Genomic DNA, 16307 nt, shown 5'->3' on the forward strand with positions numbered 1-16307 from the left:
CTGGAAACCATCGCCGCGATGAGCGATGATCCGCTCATCAGCCTGCCAGCAGCAAGCTGATCAATTCCCGGCTCTGTCCGGAAGGCACGGCGATCGCCGAAGCTACACCATCTCCTGGGACACGATCCACAGACTTATGCCGCCAGCTTGAAGCGGCAAAAGCTGCAAAGCTTCGCCCGAACGGCCACGGAAGACTTCACGCAAGCGGCAAACGCCGTGGAAGCCAAGCGCATTGCCATGGTGGAATGCCATCGCGCTAACAGAAAAGCCCTGCAAGCCTCGCAGGATGAGCGCTGGACGCAGGAAGCAATCGAGCGCAGCGCCAGATTCCGCAAAGGCATTCGCGGTCTGTGGGACCGCGTGACGGGCAAGAATGGCAAGCTGCGGGACCAGAATGCACAGGAAGCTGCCACGGCTGCCGAGCGCGACGCGAAGGAAAAGCAGGCGCTCATCGAACGCCAACTCGAAGAACGCCAACGCTTGCAGCGCGAAATCCTCGCTGCCCGCCGTGTTCACACCTATGAGATTACCAGAATTTACAGGGAGATTTCACCTGCGCAGAAATTCACGATGGCCGCAAGACCGGAGGACGATGCACAGCGCAAGCGTCAAAGACATCGGTTGCGGCTATAGGCAGATAAGAATATTTGTGAATTTTTCCTATTTTATGGTATCGTGAAGAAAGATTGAGGAGTTTTGATATGGCAACGATGACGGTTTCTCTGCCCGATCCAATGAAAGAATGGATCGAGGCACAAATCCAGAAAGGCGAATACGCCAGCACGAGCGATTATGTGCGCGATCTTGTGCGCCGTGACCGTGCGCGGCGCGGACAGGAACTGACCCTTGAAGAATTGCGCCAGATTGTAGCGGATTCCAAGGCCAGCGGTATCGGCACGCGCAGCATGGATGAACTTTTCGCGGAAGCCGAACGCATAGCTTCGGCAAGGGGCGTTGTTCGTGAATAGCTATAGGCTGACAGAAAGGGCCGAAGCGGAAATTCTGGAAATTTTTCTTTACGGTATCGAGCAATTCGGGGTGCGCCAGGCGCGTCTTTACAAGGATGATATGGAGCATTGTTTTCAGCTGCTGGCGGAAACACCGCATATGGGCCGCCCTGCCCCGATGATCGCGGAAGGCATCCGCCGCCACGAGCACAAAAGCCACGTCATCCTTTACGAGCCGACAAGGGACGGCGTGCTGATCCTTGCCGTAGTCCATGGCCGCAGCGTCCGCCGCCTGAAACTGTAAATCAATTCGGCTTGCGGCGCATATCCTGCTCGGCGGCAAATCTCTGCCGTTCTTCGGATTTCAGGATGCCTAGCATATCCTCCGGCGTGGTTCCCTCTTCCATCATGGCAATAGCAATCGCCTTCGACGCGGCGTCATTGAAATGCGGTTCTTTCCGTTCAAAAAACTCGTCAATGGATTCTATGGATTTCAAAAATTCGTAGAGGGTATCGAGGCTGTCATAAGGTTTCATGCGCAAAGCCTACCGCGTAGCGGCAAGCCATTGCAAATTTAAGATAGAATGATTTCCCTACGGCCCTGACGGTCCGCCAAAGCCTGTCTGGCGCATGAGCGCGTCCATGTTGTTCGGCAACACAGGCGCATTGGATTCGAGTTTCTGGCTGTTGGTGTTTTCGGCTTCCGGCCTGTCGTTGCCGACCTTCGCCCGCACCGCGTCCGGCATGGATTTTTCGAGGTCGCCCTTGAGCGCGTCGAGTTCTTTGGTCGTGATTTCTCCGTTGTCGAGTCGGGCGCGGGCGGTATCCAGCTTGTCCTGATACTCAAGCAATTCGCCGCGCTCTATCTGGAGTCTCTTACGCTCCTCCACATCGGCCATGAACGTTTCCCAAGCGGGTTTTCTATCATCAATCTGTTTGGGATCGACAACCTCTACTGACAACTCCTGCCCGTGCTCATCGAACACGCGCTGGCCGTCTTTCGTCTTGAAGACCTTGCGTCCGTCCGGCAGCGTGTAGGCTTGGTCGAGCATATCATCCAGACGCTGCTGCACCATTTTGAGCGCATCTACGTTTTCGATCAGCGCTTCAACGGTTTTCGCGTCATAGTCGTCCAATTGGAGTTTGAAGTCAGCGACCTGTTCGGGTGAAGCGAAGGCCATTTGAACTAGCGCGAACATTTCCATGTCGCGCAAATCATTTTCCCTTTCTTCGTTCTTTTGCCTTTCGCGCTCGCGAGCTTCGAAGCGGGCTAACTGTTCACGGCGATAAATCTCGTCGCGGATATCGGAAGCCCGTTCAAAATCTTCTTTCCATGAGCGGCGTGGGGTTGCTGGCATCATTCACCGCACTTCTGTTTCGCCAGCACATCTACAACGGAACCGGGAGGATAGGTTCCATACTTGCGGAAGGCCGCATAAATCGTGTCCACCGTGCTTTTGTCGTCGTAAAACCAGTCGTAAATGCAGTTCATTCCTGCCGACTGTTTTCCATCCTTCATGTAGCGGGCAACGGCCAGTCCCTCGATGACGCCTGCGAGATATGTATATCTCTGCACCTCATCCATTTCTTTCATCACCTTATCCGCGTCGAATTGCTGATCGGCGAAAGCCGTGCTGTCGATAGCAAATACAAGGCTTCCAGCCAGTATTGAGGAGATTTTCAGTTTACGTGCGCGGGTCATATACGTCCAATTTTTGAACAATTTTCATAAATTCTTCATTTGTGTTACTCTATAGTTGTGATGAAGAATTATGGACTGCCGATACTTTGAATGATGCAGTCATTTCGGGGTGGCTTTGGCCGAGGGAAAAAGGGACGATTTCAGGGCATAGCGTTCGGGCAGAGAAAATTTACCCGAATGGCAGGAAATATGAGAAAAATCGGATATTTACGGGTTTCGACCAAGAAGCAGAGGCATGATCGGCAAACCCATGTGCTGAAAAGATTGTGCGACGAGCTGCATGTAGAAACCGCTTCCGCTGCAAGCACAGACCGCCCCGTCTATGACAAGGTTGTCCGAAAGCTCCGTTCTGGCGATGAGCTAATCATACTCGACATCGATCGCGCCTATCGAAACACCCGCGATGCCCTCAACGAGTTTCATATGCTTTCGATGCGGGGTGTCCGCATGCGCGTGATAAACTTCCCCATCGACCCAAATTCGGATGAAGGCTACTATTCCTTTGTCATGCAAAGCGCACGGGCGGAACTGGAGCGGCGGATGCTATCGCGCCGCACCAAGGAAGGACTTGAGGCTGCACGGGCACGGGGCAAAGTCTTGGGCCGCCCCCGAAAGCTGAATAATCGTCAGATCAAGGAAGCGCGCAAACGGCTGCGCACGACACAAACCACCATCACGGCGCTCGCAGAGGAAATGAAGGTGGGGCGCGGTACGCTGTCTCACGCCCTGAACCACACGGCATGACGACCAGCCCCGATCTGATCGGCTGGTCAGGGTTGCAAGAGCAGATCGGGGCGGGCGATGGAGCGATGGGGTCACGGGGAGCCGCAACCTCCCCTGTGCTGGATGCCGCAGACGGAACGGCGGTCAGGGTTCCAAGGGGCTGGATGCGCCCTTTGGTCGAAGGGTGCAGGGAGAGCGACAATCTCACCTGCGCGTGGTTCAGCGGCAAGACGCGGACGGCATCCAATCCGCGCAGGGTTGGTCATGGGGTATCGGGGTAGCAGGAACGCTCCCTGATTGGTGATGCAACGGCCAGACGGTGCGAGTGATCAATCGGCGATACGATTGGATGGCGTGAAGAGGCTCAAGGCCGATGAACGCCATGGCCGGAGGGAGTGCAGACGGGAACGCGCAGCGGGTTCCCTTTGCCAAGCGTTTTGCATAGCAAAACACAGCTTGCGAGTGCCACAACGTGGCGTGAAGAGGCGGTTCACCGCACAGCTCGCGAATGGACCGGAGGTCCGCGACGCGGTTTACCACCGCACATCTGGCGAGTACCTGAAATGCACAACAATTATCACGTAATTTACGGGAGACATGCTCATCAACAATACAGTCAACCGCATTCCAACAGAATTTAATGATCTATATTCAAATAGTTAAAATTAATACAATTTAAAATTTCGATTTTATGGCGAAATAATAAAATATATTTGCGATTATATAGTATTTCTTGTATAGTTGGCTTATGAAAAGCGTCAGTATACTAGACAAGATTAAATCAGATTTCCCAGCCGCCGCAGCCGAATAATTATTACTGTAAGTCTTTCATCATTGTTTGGATCAGCAGTTGGAACTCCAGTTGGGATTGTTGCGACCGCCACAATAGCAAGAAATCTTTCAAAGAAAAAAATAGACTAGTTTAAGTCCATATACGCAAACTTACTATTTATATTTCCGTAATATCGTCCGTTGTTAATTTTCATTAACAAAATTAATTTATGATCCCCTTTCGAAGAAAATCTATTTATATTTACTGGCCTTGATGCGTCTTTGTTTCCAACTATGGTCGGTACCCCTCCTATAGCCTTGTCTAGCATATCCATCCTTTTATCACCGTCTTCAATTATATCGCAATGACCCGCGTAAGTGTAGTTTGTATAGGTATGATTTACTAAAATTGCTATATACTTCCCTTTAACATATAATTTTTCATATTTTTTAATAACAATCGGCATTTTTGTAAAATTGTCCTCCTTTTTGTAATCGGACAATGAATTATAAAACTTCACCTCGTCTGGCATAGCGAGCATAGATGCTGCTTCACCTATGGTATTTGAAAATGGGATATTAATTTTCAGCTCGTCTATTCTTTTTGTTTCATCATGTTTATTTGTAATATAGAAATTTATACTGAATTCTATCCCGCACGCGTTTCCCATATCACTTTTATATTCGCCGTATTCAGACAAAAAGGGCGTATCAATTATAGTGATATCAAAAATATCGTTTACTTCGTAAATATAAGGATACACAATATCCTTATAAGGAGATCCATATTCGGAAATAAACATGAAATATAATATTCCCACAACAAATGAAGTAATTGCTCCGGCAACAATATCTTTTATTTTTGTATTTAAAGACAAAAAAAACTGAATATATGATTTTAAAGAAAAATGATATTATCTTTTTTAGATGAATAATAATCATCTTTATTTCACCTCTATTTTATCAGTTTCACACCTCTGACATGCATTCATTTTTATGAATTATACATATTAATTTTAATGAATATGATTTATTTATTATTGATTCGAAGATTTGTTTTTCCTTTGTGTAAACAAGCATATCTACAGCTGTTCTCCCAAAATTATCCTTTTGCCACACATCGCAACGCGGATGATTGACCAACAGGGCAACGATCTCCCTGTTCTGCCGAAATATCGCGACGTGCAACGGCGTAAGGTTGGCATAGGGATCGCCAAGGTTAATTTGTTCGGGACTAGCCCGCAATACCGCTTCCGCTTCCCTCACCTGATCCATATAAACCGCCCGCAAAAGCGAATAGGCTGAAAGCTTGCCACCGCCCATTGGATCGAAACGAGCAAAAATACTTGCTTGCACGGATTGCTTTAGTTTCGGTTGCAAACTCATAGCAGGCTCCCAACGGCAAGCGGATTCGAGATTAGACGCTCGACCTCTTCGGCATTCTTCAAATCCGGCAGGATAAAATGAAGATCAGGATGGCGCAAAAAGTCCGCTGGCTTACGGTGATAAACATATTCACGCGGGTAGATCATCACGACGCGGTTTTTCACATCCGGTACAGGCGACAGATTGACTTGGGCCTGCCCTTCGAGATGCAGGCCAAGATCGAAGCTTTGCGCAAACTCGCGCTTCATGTGCTCAAGATCAGCCGCCCCCATTTGTTGCCATTCCTGCCGGACGTACTGCCGCACCTCCGGCTCTGTATAGAGCGGAATACCATGCGGATTGTCGGCCTCGTGCTTGCCGTTCAAAGTGATCAGGATGGAATGAAGCTTTCCGGTACGGGACAAGCATTCACGAAAAAAGGTGAATGCTGTTCCCAGAAGCGATTCCGATGCCTTCATAAACCTGCCGGACATCAAGCGTCACAAAATCCGGCGGAAACAGTAGCGATAGCGGGAACTCGGCAGCGTGATAGTAGCCCATTGGGGTTGCGCGTAAAATCAGAATGCTGCGCTCGGCAATATACTGCTTGATGTCCAAGGAGCGTTTAAGCTTCTCCTTATCGTCGTATGCCGCCTTGTTCTCGAAGAAGTGCCGTACCATCGTCATCGGCAGATAAGAGTGCCGATCCTGTGCAGCGGCACAGATATAGACACCCTCGAACGTCTTGAGCACTTCCTCTTCCCAGTTGTCGTAATCGTCCATCTGCGAAAGATGAAAATAGAAATCGAATGAGCTTTCGCCGACTTGTGAGAAAATGCTGTCCGGTGACAGCTTCGTACGGAATTTGGGGTCGTGATGCGCAACGATCCAGTCAATGATGACATCAACATGCGGGTCTGCGAATTTGTAATTTCGCAACCGCGCCATGTATTCACGATGAAACGGGACATTGCGCCATTCGCTGATCGCAGCGGCGATCCCACCACCTTTCAAGTGTGGATGCGCTTTCACGATGGCGCTGACTTTCTGAATAACCCGCTGATAGGCATATACGTCATACTTCCCGCGTACTGCGCCCGCCACCGCCGTCCCCGCTTGTTACAACTCTGTCTCGGACAATCTTCAAACCAGTGATTATTGGAATTGAACCGGAAAAACGCGGTTCGATTCTTCGCTTCATCGTTTCGCGCTTCTCCGGCCAATGCAACCCCCAGTGCAGGAGAAACCGATGCTCAATCACTTATCCGACATTGCCCCCAAAGCCGCCGTTGCGGCGGCTGTCTTGTGGGCTGGTGCCAACTATCTCGTTATCGGACCGGAAGTGGCCGCTCGTGTCGTTCGCGCCGACCATATGCCCGCGTGCGAAGCCCGTCACAACGAATGGGCATTGCAAGCGGCGCAGGACAAGGCGTAATCCCTTGCCGCTCCCCCTATGGATTCCTCAAAGGAACTGGCGGCAGCGCAGCTTCGCGCCTTCCAGAATAATCCGATGATGGAAGAACTGAACCGCTCCGGCCTTGGACGGCTGTTCGGCTTCGATGCAGCCATTGAACTGCCCCTTGCCAATATGAGGAACAAAAGCGTCAGGCCATCGAGCACTACAACCGCGCTCTGGAGGCGATCAAGGCGGAAACCGCCACCGACCTCGGCAGGGCGGGCGATGTCTGCGGCTGCGTGGCGGATGCGGCAATTGCTGAAACGCGCACGGAATGGGCGATCTTTTCCGGCACGCTCGGCATGATCCGCCCCGCGCCCGTCAAAGCCTTTGACGACCGCATGCGCCAGACCTACGCGGCGGGCCTTTGCACGGGCAAGGAAGGTGCGCGATGAACCGACCTGTCTTTTATGAAGGCGGCGGCTTCCGCGTCACGGAAACGCTGCTGCGCACACCCCGCAAAACCTATGCACTCGAACGGGTCGAATATGTCTCGGTGCAAAGGCCGCTCGTCCTGTTCGTCGGCCTGCCTGCGGCGGGGCTGATCGGCTTCACGTTCGGCTTCTGGCGCTACCTGCATCTTTCGGAAGCGGTAACGCTGGTTGCCGTGTCGGCCTGCGCGATTGCCGCCTCGCTCGTCTTCGGAGTGCTGCGGGTGCATTCGCTGGCGCTGCGCGACGACGAGGTCGCCATGAGCTTCGGCCCTGTTGCCCGTCTGCGCTCTGTCCGCGCCGCCGTCGAACGCGCCATGATCTGGCGGCAGGGAGGCGACGCATGAGCATTCCTGTCCGCCCCAAAGCCGCCCCCATCAATATGAATGCGCTTCTCGCCGGAACGGCGGGAAGCATCGCATGGGCGCTCGCCCCCTCAATGGGGGCAGGCTTCGTCCAGATGACGGCGGCAGGAACCTGCGCCGCTGTCGCCGCGATCTCCGGCGTGAAAGCGGCAATTCTTCTGGTGAAGGATTACCGCCTGCGCAAGAACCTCGCCAAGGCGGAAGAGGCTTCGACCGACCACGGCACGGGCCGCGAAGCCGAATGGCAGGAAATCGCCGCCTGCGGCATGGACGATCCGGCGAGCGGCAATTTCCTCGGCCTGAAGGATGAAACGCTGCCCGTCTTCGCCCCGCCCAGAACGCCGTTCAGCCTGATCGAGGCACCGCCAGGTAGCGGCAAGACTGTGTGCCTTGTAACAGGCAGCATCCTGCATCAGGCGCGGCTCGGCAAAAGCTTGTTCATTCCCGACGTGAAATGCGAGCTTGCGCCGATGCTGGCAAAGGCGCTGCGCGATATGGGCGTGGAAGTCTGGTGCATCAATCCGGCAAAGCGCCATGCCGATATTTGCCCCGATACTGAAATCAATCTCTATCAACCCATCATCGACGCCTGCCACGACAAGGGCGAGTTTCGGAAAGATACGATCAAGCTGACGCTCGATCTGGCGGAACTGCATCTGCCGGAGCCGAAGGAAGGGGATTCCAAGAATTTTTTCTTCCGCAATGGGCAACGGCGCTGCATCACCATCGGCATATTGAGTGAAGCCCTACTCAATCCCGCCCATTGCACGCCTTCCGATATTTTCGCTCTGCTGAACGATCCGCAAAAATTCCGGCTGCGGCTCATCAAGCTGCGGCACGAGATTACGCGGCAATTCCCGAAAGACCCGATTACCGTCTTCTTGCAAACGGAAGCTGCCAACCTGCTCGACAAGTTCGAGAAAAACGCCGAACACGCCAACTCCTTCATGGAAGGCGCAACGCAGCCCCTGCTTTCGTTCAATCACGGCGGGCGCATGGCGGGCTATGGCCGCACGGCGAGCGTCAACATCGCCGATGTCAGGAAGCGGCAGATTGCCGTCTTCGTGATGTCGCCGCTTTCCCATACGCGGGACTTCGCCCCGCTGGTATCCCTGCTCAATCATGCGCTGATGGAATCGGCAAAACGCAATCCGTCCGGCCATCCGGTGCATATTGTCGGGGAAGAAGCCCTGAACTACCGCTATACAGACATTGTTTCGGATATGGAGACAATGCGGGGCCTCAAGGTTTCGGCGGATTTTTATATCCAGTCCTTCAACGGCCTTGTCCGCAAGCTTGGCAGGGAAGCGGCCGCCGCTATGGAATCCTACAGTGATGTGCGCATCTATGCGGGACTCAATTCCTTTGATCGTGCCCGCCATGTCTCCGATATGCTGGCGCAGGCGACAATCCGGCGGCGCGATTATTCGTTTCAGGCGGATGTAAAGGACATCAGCGTTTCCAGCCGCGAGCTTGGCCGTTCCGTCATGATGCCGGACGAGATTCTGGCGATGCCCCGCAATTCCGCATGGGTATTCGTACGCGGTCAGCGCCCCATGCGCCTGACGCTGCTCGATTACGGGCGCGTCACGCCGTGGCGGGATGAGGTTGCGGCGAACCCGCTGGAAGGCACAGCGCTCAAGGGAGCGCCCGCCTTCGCGATCCGCTATCCGGCAAAGGGCAAAGGCGGCAAGCCCGTCATTGAGGGCGTGACCTATCCTGCCGCCCCATGTGCGGGACGCAAGCCCCGCCGCGTTCCGCTGGTGCGCCTGCGGCACATGCTGTGGCTACCACCCCTGCTTGCCTTATGGAGCATTGGGCCGCTGGACGTGCCGCTGCCGCATCTGCGTTTTTCCTACGAGTATGTAGGGCGGCACGACAATCCCTATTACCGCCGCTGCGATTATGTCGGCCCACACGGGCGCACGATCCTTCCCGAAGGCGGCTCCTGCCCGCTTTTCCTTTTCCTGTCCTCGAACTAACGGAGATTGCCATGGCCCGCCCGCCTCACGGTGCGCTGGTGCGTGCGTTTAACGCCAGCGCCGACACGCAGAAAATTCTCGACACATCCACCAGTGACACAAATACCTATCCCAAGCGCCCCTCCGTAAAACAGCGGGCGGACGGCGATCTGACGGGGGATGCACTCGTCGCCTATATCAACGGTCTGGAAAGCCGCATGATCCAGCACATGCGCAAATCCGCCCCCGTCTGGCATTCACGCGAAACCCGTAAAATCCTCGAACGCTGGAATGCGCCCCATGCCAATCATCCGGCCCCGAATTGGGCTGTACCGCGTGATACGATCAAGGAAGCCCGGGATTATGCCGCCCTTCTTCTCAAGGAGCGGCTGACGGCACGGATGGAAAAGCTCGGCGATATTCGTATCGCCCGCTATCTCGGCGGGTACAAGCAAGTCGATCCGCTGCATCTGATCTTCCATGAGAAATCCACCTCCCTGCACCAGAAGTACAAACACAAGATGTAGGAATTTATTCTTGCATTGCGAGAGTTGTTCCCCTACTATTCTTGCAATGCCCTGAATGAGGAAGGGCAGATGAAGTTTAAACAGAAAAGGAAACGGCGAGGCAGGGCGAAAATGGAAAGCGGCGCGGTAGGATTGTTTCATTCTGCCGCCGCACCCAAAGCCGGATGCGATGCGGCGTCCGGCGTGTTCGCCCCTTCTTCCGCCGATCTGGAAAAATACCGCCGCCATGTGGCGCATTTCGATCTGCCGGAACATGAGAAAACGGAACTGCTGCGCACGGTGTGGAACATCATGCAAAGCTTTGTGGATCGCGCTTTCGGCGAGGATTCCGTGCAGCTTGCGGTGGAGAAGCCGGAAGCAAAAGATGAATCCGGTGATTCCACTGTGATACCATCACTCTCAAACAACAATTCCACATCCAGTCATAACCTGTCCGATGCTTTCAACCTCTCGGCCAAGAAGCGCAGGCAGAAAAAGAGGTAATCATGCGCAAGGAGAACACACTCACAAAGGCGGTTATTTACTGCCGTGTTTCATCACAAAAACAGAAAACCGAAGGCGACGGTCTTGCAAGTCAGGAAACACGCTGCCGCGAGTATGCATCCTATAAGGATTATCAGGTTGTGAATGTTTTCCGCGACGACATAAGTGGCAGCAGCGCCTCACGCCCCGGCATGATCGACATGCTCAATTTCTTGAAGAAGAACCGGACACAAGGCTGCATCGTATTGATTGACGACATAAGCAGGCTGGCCCGTGGGCTGGAAGCGCATTTGCAGCTTCGCACCGCGATTTCCAATGCTGGCGGCAAGCTCGAAAGTCCTTCCATCGAGTTCGGCGAGGATTCCGATTCCATCCTTGTTGAGAACCTGCTTGCCTCTGTCTCGCAGCACCAACGCCAGAAGAATCGCGAGCAAACCGTGAACCGGATGCGCTCCCGCGTGATGAACGGCTATTGGGTATTTTATCCACCGCTCGGATACCGTTACGAGCGTGTTGCCGGGCATGGAAAACTTCTCGTGCGCAACGAGCCATATGCAACAATCATTGCCGATGCGCTCGAAGGCTATGCCAGCGGGCGTTTCGAGACAATTACGGAAGTAAAACGCTTTCTCGAAGCACAGCCCGCATGGCCGAAAGACGTGAAAGGCGAAGTGCATGTCGAACGCGTCGCCGAAATGTTTGACCGTTCCGTTTATGCCGCCCATATCACCGTAGAGGACTGGGGGCTGAATCTCATTCCCGCGAAGCATGAACCGCTCGTCAGTCTTGGAACATGGAAGCGTGTACAAGAGCGCCGTAACGAAACGGCGAGGGTTCCGGCCCGCAAAGACCTCCACGAGGATTTTCCGCTGCGTGGATTTGTCTGTTGCGCCTCATGCGGTAATCCTATGACGGCCTGCTGGTCGAAGGGACGCAGCGCACGCTATGCCTATTATCTCTGCGATACTCCGAAATGCCCCGTCAGTCGGAAGTCTATCCGCAAGGAAAAGATTGAAGGAGATTTTGAAGTGCTGCTGCGCACGCTCAAACCATCCGAAGGTCTCTTCCACCTTGCGTTCGAGATATTCCGCGACCTCTGGGACGCGAAGCTTGCCAGCTTCGACACGCAGAGCGTTTCCGTGGAAAACGACATTCGCCTGATAGAACGGAAAGTGGATCAGCTTTTGGAACGCATTGTCGATGCGACGAGCGATTCAGTCGTCGTTGCCTATGAAAAAAAGATAAAGGAACTTCAGATGCAGAAAGCGGTGCTCAAGGACAAGATCGCCCATTGCGGCAAGCCGCTCCAAAGTTTTGGCGAGACTTATCGAACCGCATTCGATTTTCTCGCAAACCCTTGCAAACTATGGGAATCACCCCGTTTGGAAGACCGTCGTGCGGTTCTAAAACTCGTCTTCTCCGAAAGACTGTCCTACATGCGCGGCGAAGGTTATCAAACCGCGCAAATATCCATGCCATTCAAAATGTTAGGAGGCTCAAACATGAGCAAAGAACAAATGGTGCGGGTGGTCGGGGTCGAACCGACACTCCTTTCGGAACCGGATTTTGAGTCCGGCGCGTCTACCAATTCCACCACACCCGCGTGTGAGGCGCTTACAGTGCGGCGACTATACGAATGAAGGCCTGTCGGTCAACCGGCATTTTCAAAATTTTCATGGAGGAAGCGGATCATGCCGCACCTCACGAAAAGTTTTTCGGCGCGGCGCGGCCAGCGTGAGCGACAAGCATTTACTCCTGGTCGCACCGGGCCTAAAAGCGCGTCAGATCTCTAGAGATCCGAGCTTTTTCAAAGGCGCCCCGTGCGCAAGCCCACTGGAAACACCGCCATGACGTCCACCACCGGCAATCGCACGCAGACCATCGCATCCGGGCTCCTGGCGCTCGGCATGGCGGCGACGGTCGGGTCGGCACTCGGTTTCGAACATATCGGCGGCTATATTCCCTGTATGCTCTGCCTTCTGGAACGCGAGCCCTATTATTACGGCATCCCTGTTGCGGCCGCCGCGTTTCTTTCCTCGCTGCTCGGTGCACCTTCCTGGCTCACCCGGCTGCTGCTCGCCGTCGCCGGCATCATGATGGTCGTCGGTGCGGGAATGGGCGTCTATCATTCGGGCGTCGAGTGGCATTTCTGGGAAGGCCCGACCACCTGCTCCACCACCGTCAACGCCGTCACCACCGATGCCGGCAATCTTCTCGACGACCTCAACACTATCAAGGGGCCGTCCTGCACCGAAGCGGCCGGCCGTTTTCTGAGGCTGTCCTTTGCCGGCTGGAATGTCATCGCCAGCGTGATCCTTGCCGCGATCGCCTTCGTCGGCCTGCGGGCCAGGAAGGCCGCCTGAAGCCGCTTACGGCTGCAGCTCGGTATCCCAGTAGAGATAGTCCATCCAGCTTTCGTGCAGATAGTTCGGCGGGAAAAGCCGGCCGTTGTTATGCAGGTCCTGCACCGTCGGCTGATAGGGTTTCTGCGCCGGAAACATGCCGGCCTGCTTGGTCAGCTTGCTGCCCTTGCGCAGGTTGCACGGCGCGCAGGCGGCCACGACGTTTTCCCACGTCGTCTCGCCGCCATGGGCACGCGGGATGACGTGATCGAAGGTCAGATCGTCGGGCGAGCCGCAGTACTGGCATTCGAAACGGTCGCGCAGGAAGACGTTGAAGCGTGTAAAGGCGGGAAAACGCGATGGCTGCACGTAGTTCTTCAAGGAAACAACACTCGGCAGTCTCATCGAAAAACTGGGCGAGGACACCGAATGTTCGTACTCGGCGATGATGTTTACTCTATCAAGAAACACTGCCTTGATCGCGTCCTGCCAGGACCACAACGACAAGGGGTAATAACTCAGTGGCCGGTAGTCAGCGTTCAGAACGAGCGCAGGCAGGGCCTGGGGTGAGACTGCAATCGTCAAGGGGCTCTCCTGAGCGATTCGGCATCTGCTTCCTGTATATTAGGCGCGTTGTTACAGCATTGTGAAGCCCTCTTGCGGCAATAGCTTGACGGCTGAACGGGATTCACAAAAGCGGCAGCGCATCGCGCCGCATCCGCGTTGCGTAATAGGCCCAGAACAGCCTTGCCGCCACCGAGCGCCACGGCGCCCATAGCGCCGCAAGGCCTGCAAGCTCGCGGGCGGAAGGACGCTTTTCCAGCCCGAAGGCATGCGCCACCGCCGCCTGCAGCGCCACGTCGCCGCCCGGAAAAATATCCGGATGACCGCCGCAAAACATCAAATAGACCTCCGCAGTCCACGGGCCGACGCCCTTGATGCCGGTCAGCAGCGCAAACGCCTCCTTCGCATCCAGCGACGATGCCGTCTCGAGGTCGAGGACGCCGGACTGTACGGCTGCGGCGATGCGGCCAAGCGTATCCGCCTTGGCACGCGACAGCCCGAAACCATCCGGCCCCTTGCAGGCTTCGAGATAGGCGGATGCCGTTGCCGTTCCGCTCGCCGCCTCGATGCGGCGCCAGATCGCCGCGGCACTGGCCTTCGACACCATCTGCGAAACGATGATCTGCGCCAGCCCGGCAAATCCCGGCCTGTCAAGCCGCAGCGGAACCGGGCCCGATGCGTCGATCACCGCCGACAGCCGCGGATCGATCGACCGCAAGGCCGTAAGGCCGGCGGCAACATCGTCAAGGCTGCGGATCGTCTGCATGCGTCTCCCCCTGGCCCGGCCCTTGGCCGGCGCCGAATTTTCGTGGCAGAAGAAAGCATGATCGACAGTCTGCGTCAAAAACCCGTCTTCCGTTTCGCACCGAGCCCGAACGGCCTCCTGCATCTCGGCCATGCCTTCTCCGCCCTTCTCAATCAGAACATGGCGCAGGCGCTCGACGCGCGGCTGTTGCTGCGCATCGAGGATATCGACCTCAGCCGCTGCACGCCGGCGCTCGAAGCCGCCATCCTCAGCGATCTCGACTGGCTCGGCATCGAATTCGAACAGCCGCCACGGCGGCAATCGGACCATTTTGGCGACTATCGTGCGGCACTCGACGGCCTGATTGCAGCGGAGCTTGTCTATCCGTCCTTCATGACCCGCGGCGAGGTCAAGGCCCATGTCGCCGCCTTCGAGGCCCGCGAAGGCCGGCCCTGGCCGCGCGATCCGGACGGCTCGCCGCATTACCCGCCGTCCGACAGAGGCCTGCCGATGGAAGAGCGGCAGAAACGGCTCGCCTGTGGCATGAAGCACGCCTGGCGCCTGGACATGGCCGCGGCGATCGCCCGCCTCGATGCGCCGCTTTCCTGGCAGGAAACCGGCGATGGCCAAACGGGGACGATCGCGGCCGATCCCGCCGCCTGGGGCGATGTCGTGCTGTCCCGGTCCGACGCGCCGTCGAGCTATCACCTTTCCGTCAGCCTCGACGATGCGCTGCAGGGCGTGACGCATGTGGTACGCGGCCTCGATCTCTTCCATGCGACATCGGTGCACCGGCTGCTGCAGCAATTGCTCGGCCTGCCGGCACCCGTCTACCACCATCACCGGCTGATCCCCGGACCCGACGGCCGCAAGCTCTCCAAGAGTTTTGGCGATACGGGCCTCAGCGCCTTGCGGCAAGCGGGTGCCTCACCCGCCGACATCCGCCGTCTCGTCGGCCTTTGACATCGACGCCTTTTCCCTCTCCTCAGCAAAAAGCCGCCGTGAAATGCGCTCCAGCACCCGGTATTTCATCAGCGCCGCATTCACTTCCGCCCCCAGGATGAAGATCACCCCCACCATGTAAAGGAACACGATGACGATCATCACCGAGGCAAGGCCGGCATAGGTGGCAGTGTAGTTGGCGAAGGTGGCGATGTAATAGGCGAAGACGAAGGCCCCCGCCGACCAGGCGAGCAATGTCAGGAGGATACCGGGCATGACGTCGAGAATGCCGCGCCGGCCCGCCGGCAGCCAGAGATGCGAAAAGATCAGCCCGCCGATCAGCACGATGATGGTGCCGTAGATGCTCCAGCTCGACACCGTCTCCAGAACCTCCGTCATCCACGGCAGGCGGCGCTCGGTGAAGCGCAGCGCCACCGGAACGGCAACCAGCGCGATGCTGATCGCCGTGAAGATCATCACGGCGATGACGACGTAACCGAGGCTCGCCAGCCGCGTGACGTACCAGCGGCGCGTCTCGGCCTGGCGATAGGCGCGGTTGAGCGAGATGCGCAGCGCTTCGACGCCGTTGGAGGCGAAATAGGCGGCCGCCAGCACGGAGATCGTCAGAAGGCCGCCGCGCGGAATGGTCAGCACCTGCTGCACCTGGTCGGACAGGGGTTTGGCGATCGCCTCCGGCCAGGTGTCGAAGATCAGGTGCACGGCGGTATCGGAAAACTGGTCGGCACCGAGGAAGTTCGCCAGCGCCGTCCCGAAGATCAGGAAAGGAAACACCGCAAGCAGGATCGACAGCGCCACATGGCTCGCCATCGCCCAGCCATCGTCATCGCTGAAATGGTAGAAGGCGTCGAAGCATACCTTGTACGCCACTCGCAGGAACTTCGGCATCCGCCCTCCAGGCTTCGGCATCCGCATTGTCAGTCTGGCGGGAATATGGGAAACCGGCTGCGCTTTGTACAGGAATC

22 protein-coding genes, 1 tRNA gene and 1 pseudogene are annotated in these 16307 nt (G+C 55.9%); 13 read left to right on the forward strand and 11 right to left on the reverse strand.

From position 1 onward, the window contains the following. The first annotated feature begins 147 nt into the window (after window positions 1-147). The 3 genes from DEM27_RS16185 (at window position 148) to DEM27_RS16195 (ending at window position 1251) form a co-directional block, all read left to right on the forward strand. Window positions 148-633: a hypothetical protein gene (locus tag DEM27_RS16185; protein WP_109459292.1), complete on the forward strand. Its 486-nt coding sequence runs from the start codon at window positions 148-150 to the stop codon at window positions 631-633. A 68-nt stretch (window positions 634-701) separates the two neighbouring features. Then, the gene (locus tag DEM27_RS16190; RefSeq protein ID WP_109459293.1) at window positions 702-968 is read left to right on the forward strand and encodes a type II toxin-antitoxin system ParD family antitoxin; all 267 of its coding nucleotides are present in this window, start codon (window positions 702-704) and stop codon (window positions 966-968) included. Further along, complete coding sequence (locus tag DEM27_RS16195; RefSeq protein WP_109459547.1) at window positions 961-1251, forward strand: type II toxin-antitoxin system RelE/ParE family toxin; 291 nt, start codon at window positions 961-963, stop codon at window positions 1249-1251. Before DEM27_RS16190 ends, DEM27_RS16195 begins: the two co-directional genes overlap by 8 nt. A 1-nt stretch (window position 1252) precedes the next feature. On the opposite strand, the gene DEM27_RS16200 is transcribed toward DEM27_RS16195, so the two are convergent. Genes DEM27_RS16200 through DEM27_RS16210 form a run of 3 tightly spaced genes read right to left on the reverse strand, consistent with a single transcriptional unit; the run spans window position 1253 to window position 2649 of the window. Further along, window positions 1253-1483 (reverse strand): hypothetical protein, encoded by a 231-nt coding sequence (locus DEM27_RS16200; protein ID WP_109459294.1) that lies wholly within the window; start codon window positions 1481-1483, stop codon window positions 1253-1255. 57 nt (window positions 1484-1540) lie between these two features. Next, window positions 1541-2308 carry a hypothetical protein gene (locus DEM27_RS16205; RefSeq protein WP_109459295.1) on the reverse strand — a complete coding sequence of 256 codons (768 nt, stop codon included), beginning with the start codon at window positions 2306-2308 and terminating at the stop codon, window positions 1541-1543. After that, window positions 2305-2649, reverse strand: coding sequence for a hypothetical protein (locus DEM27_RS16210; protein ID WP_109459296.1), 345 nt, complete (start codon window positions 2647-2649; stop codon window positions 2305-2307). The genes DEM27_RS16205 and DEM27_RS16210 overlap by 4 nt, the downstream gene beginning before the upstream one ends. A 90-nt stretch (window positions 2650-2739) precedes the next feature. On the opposite strand from DEM27_RS16210, the gene DEM27_RS16215 reads away from it, so the two are divergent. Continuing rightward, complete coding sequence (locus tag DEM27_RS16215) at window positions 2740-3393, forward strand: recombinase family protein (protein WP_109459297.1); 654 nt, start codon at window positions 2740-2742, stop codon at window positions 3391-3393. Window positions 3394-4289: 896 nt separating this feature from the next. On the opposite strand, the gene DEM27_RS16220 is transcribed toward DEM27_RS16215, so the two are convergent. From DEM27_RS16220 to DEM27_RS16235, 4 genes are all read right to left on the reverse strand, one after another. Then, on the reverse strand, window positions 4290-5021 hold the full coding sequence (locus tag DEM27_RS16220) for a hypothetical protein (RefSeq protein ID WP_165823458.1): 732 nt from the start codon (window positions 5019-5021) through the stop codon (window positions 4290-4292). Window positions 5022-5112: 91 nt separating this feature from the next. Then, a complete protein-coding gene (locus DEM27_RS16225; RefSeq protein ID WP_109459299.1) occupies window positions 5113-5529 on the reverse strand; it encodes an ankyrin repeat domain-containing protein in 417 nt (138 codons plus the stop codon). After that, a complete protein-coding gene (locus tag DEM27_RS16230) occupies window positions 5526-5987 on the reverse strand; it encodes a hypothetical protein (protein ID WP_128755521.1) in 462 nt (153 codons plus the stop codon). The genes DEM27_RS16225 and DEM27_RS16230 overlap by 4 nt, the downstream gene beginning before the upstream one ends. Next, on the reverse strand, window positions 5938-6612 hold the full coding sequence (locus DEM27_RS16235; protein ID WP_109459301.1) for a hypothetical protein: 675 nt from the start codon (window positions 6610-6612) through the stop codon (window positions 5938-5940). Before DEM27_RS16235 ends, DEM27_RS16230 begins: the two co-directional genes overlap by 50 nt. A 145-nt stretch (window positions 6613-6757) precedes the next feature. On the opposite strand from DEM27_RS16235, the gene DEM27_RS16240 reads away from it, so the two are divergent. The 7 genes and pseudogenes from DEM27_RS16240 to DEM27_RS35210 form a co-directional block, all read left to right on the forward strand. After that, on the forward strand, window positions 6758-6943 hold the full coding sequence (locus DEM27_RS16240; RefSeq protein ID WP_109459302.1) for a hypothetical protein: 186 nt from the start codon (window positions 6758-6760) through the stop codon (window positions 6941-6943). A gap of 260 nt (window positions 6944-7203) precedes the next feature. After that, entirely contained in the window at window positions 7204-7359 is a 156-nt protein-coding gene (locus tag DEM27_RS34045; RefSeq protein WP_165823459.1) for a hypothetical protein, read from the forward strand. Further along, window positions 7356-7742, forward strand: a complete 387-nt coding sequence (locus DEM27_RS16245; protein ID WP_109459303.1) for a hypothetical protein — start codon at window positions 7356-7358, stop codon at window positions 7740-7742. Before DEM27_RS34045 ends, DEM27_RS16245 begins: the two co-directional genes overlap by 4 nt. Continuing rightward, window positions 7739-9742, forward strand: coding sequence for a type IV secretory system conjugative DNA transfer family protein (locus DEM27_RS16250; protein ID WP_109459304.1), 2004 nt, complete (start codon window positions 7739-7741; stop codon window positions 9740-9742). The genes DEM27_RS16245 and DEM27_RS16250 overlap by 4 nt, the downstream gene beginning before the upstream one ends. Before the next feature lie 11 nt (window positions 9743-9753). Continuing rightward, window positions 9754-10248 (forward strand): hypothetical protein, encoded by a 495-nt coding sequence (locus tag DEM27_RS16255; RefSeq protein WP_109459305.1) that lies wholly within the window; start codon window positions 9754-9756, stop codon window positions 10246-10248. Window positions 10249-10317: 69 nt separating this feature from the next. After that, complete coding sequence (locus DEM27_RS16260) at window positions 10318-10731, forward strand: hypothetical protein (protein WP_128755522.1); 414 nt, start codon at window positions 10318-10320, stop codon at window positions 10729-10731. A gap of 2 nt (window positions 10732-10733) precedes the next feature. Continuing rightward, a pseudogene (locus DEM27_RS35210) lies at window positions 10734-11744 on the forward strand (recombinase family protein); the annotation flags it as partial. Window positions 11745-12249: 505 nt separating this feature from the next. On the opposite strand, the gene DEM27_RS16270 reads toward DEM27_RS35210, so the two are convergent. Continuing rightward, window positions 12250-12334: transfer RNA gene (locus tag DEM27_RS16270), tRNA-Leu, on the reverse strand. 244 nt (window positions 12335-12578) lie between these two features. Here DEM27_RS16270 and DEM27_RS16275 point away from each other — a divergent pair. Beyond that, window positions 12579-13094 (forward strand): disulfide bond formation protein B, encoded by a 516-nt coding sequence (locus DEM27_RS16275; RefSeq protein WP_109459307.1) that lies wholly within the window; start codon window positions 12579-12581, stop codon window positions 13092-13094. Window positions 13095-13100: 6 nt separating this feature from the next. On the opposite strand, the gene DEM27_RS16280 is transcribed toward DEM27_RS16275, so the two are convergent. Continuing rightward, window positions 13101-13658, reverse strand: coding sequence for an HNH endonuclease (locus DEM27_RS16280; protein ID WP_109459308.1), 558 nt, complete (start codon window positions 13656-13658; stop codon window positions 13101-13103). Between the two features lie 103 nt (window positions 13659-13761). Next, a complete protein-coding gene (locus DEM27_RS16285) occupies window positions 13762-14403 on the reverse strand; it encodes a DNA-3-methyladenine glycosylase family protein (RefSeq protein ID WP_109459548.1) in 642 nt (213 codons plus the stop codon). A 57-nt stretch (window positions 14404-14460) separates the two neighbouring features. Between DEM27_RS16285 and gluQRS the strand changes: the two genes are divergently transcribed. Continuing rightward, window positions 14461-15345, forward strand: a complete 885-nt coding sequence (gene gluQRS, locus DEM27_RS16290; RefSeq protein WP_109459309.1) for a tRNA glutamyl-Q(34) synthetase GluQRS — start codon at window positions 14461-14463, stop codon at window positions 15343-15345. On the opposite strand, the gene DEM27_RS16295 is transcribed toward gluQRS, so the two are convergent. Next, window positions 15310-16230 (reverse strand): YihY/virulence factor BrkB family protein, encoded by a 921-nt coding sequence (locus tag DEM27_RS16295; RefSeq protein WP_109459310.1) that lies wholly within the window; start codon window positions 16228-16230, stop codon window positions 15310-15312. The genes gluQRS and DEM27_RS16295 overlap by 36 nt on opposite strands. Window positions 16231-16307: the final 77 nt, after the last annotated feature.

It is taken from the genome of Rhizobium album, assembly GCF_003122325.1.
Classification (GTDB): domain Bacteria; phylum Pseudomonadota; class Alphaproteobacteria; order Rhizobiales; family Rhizobiaceae; genus Metarhizobium; species Metarhizobium album.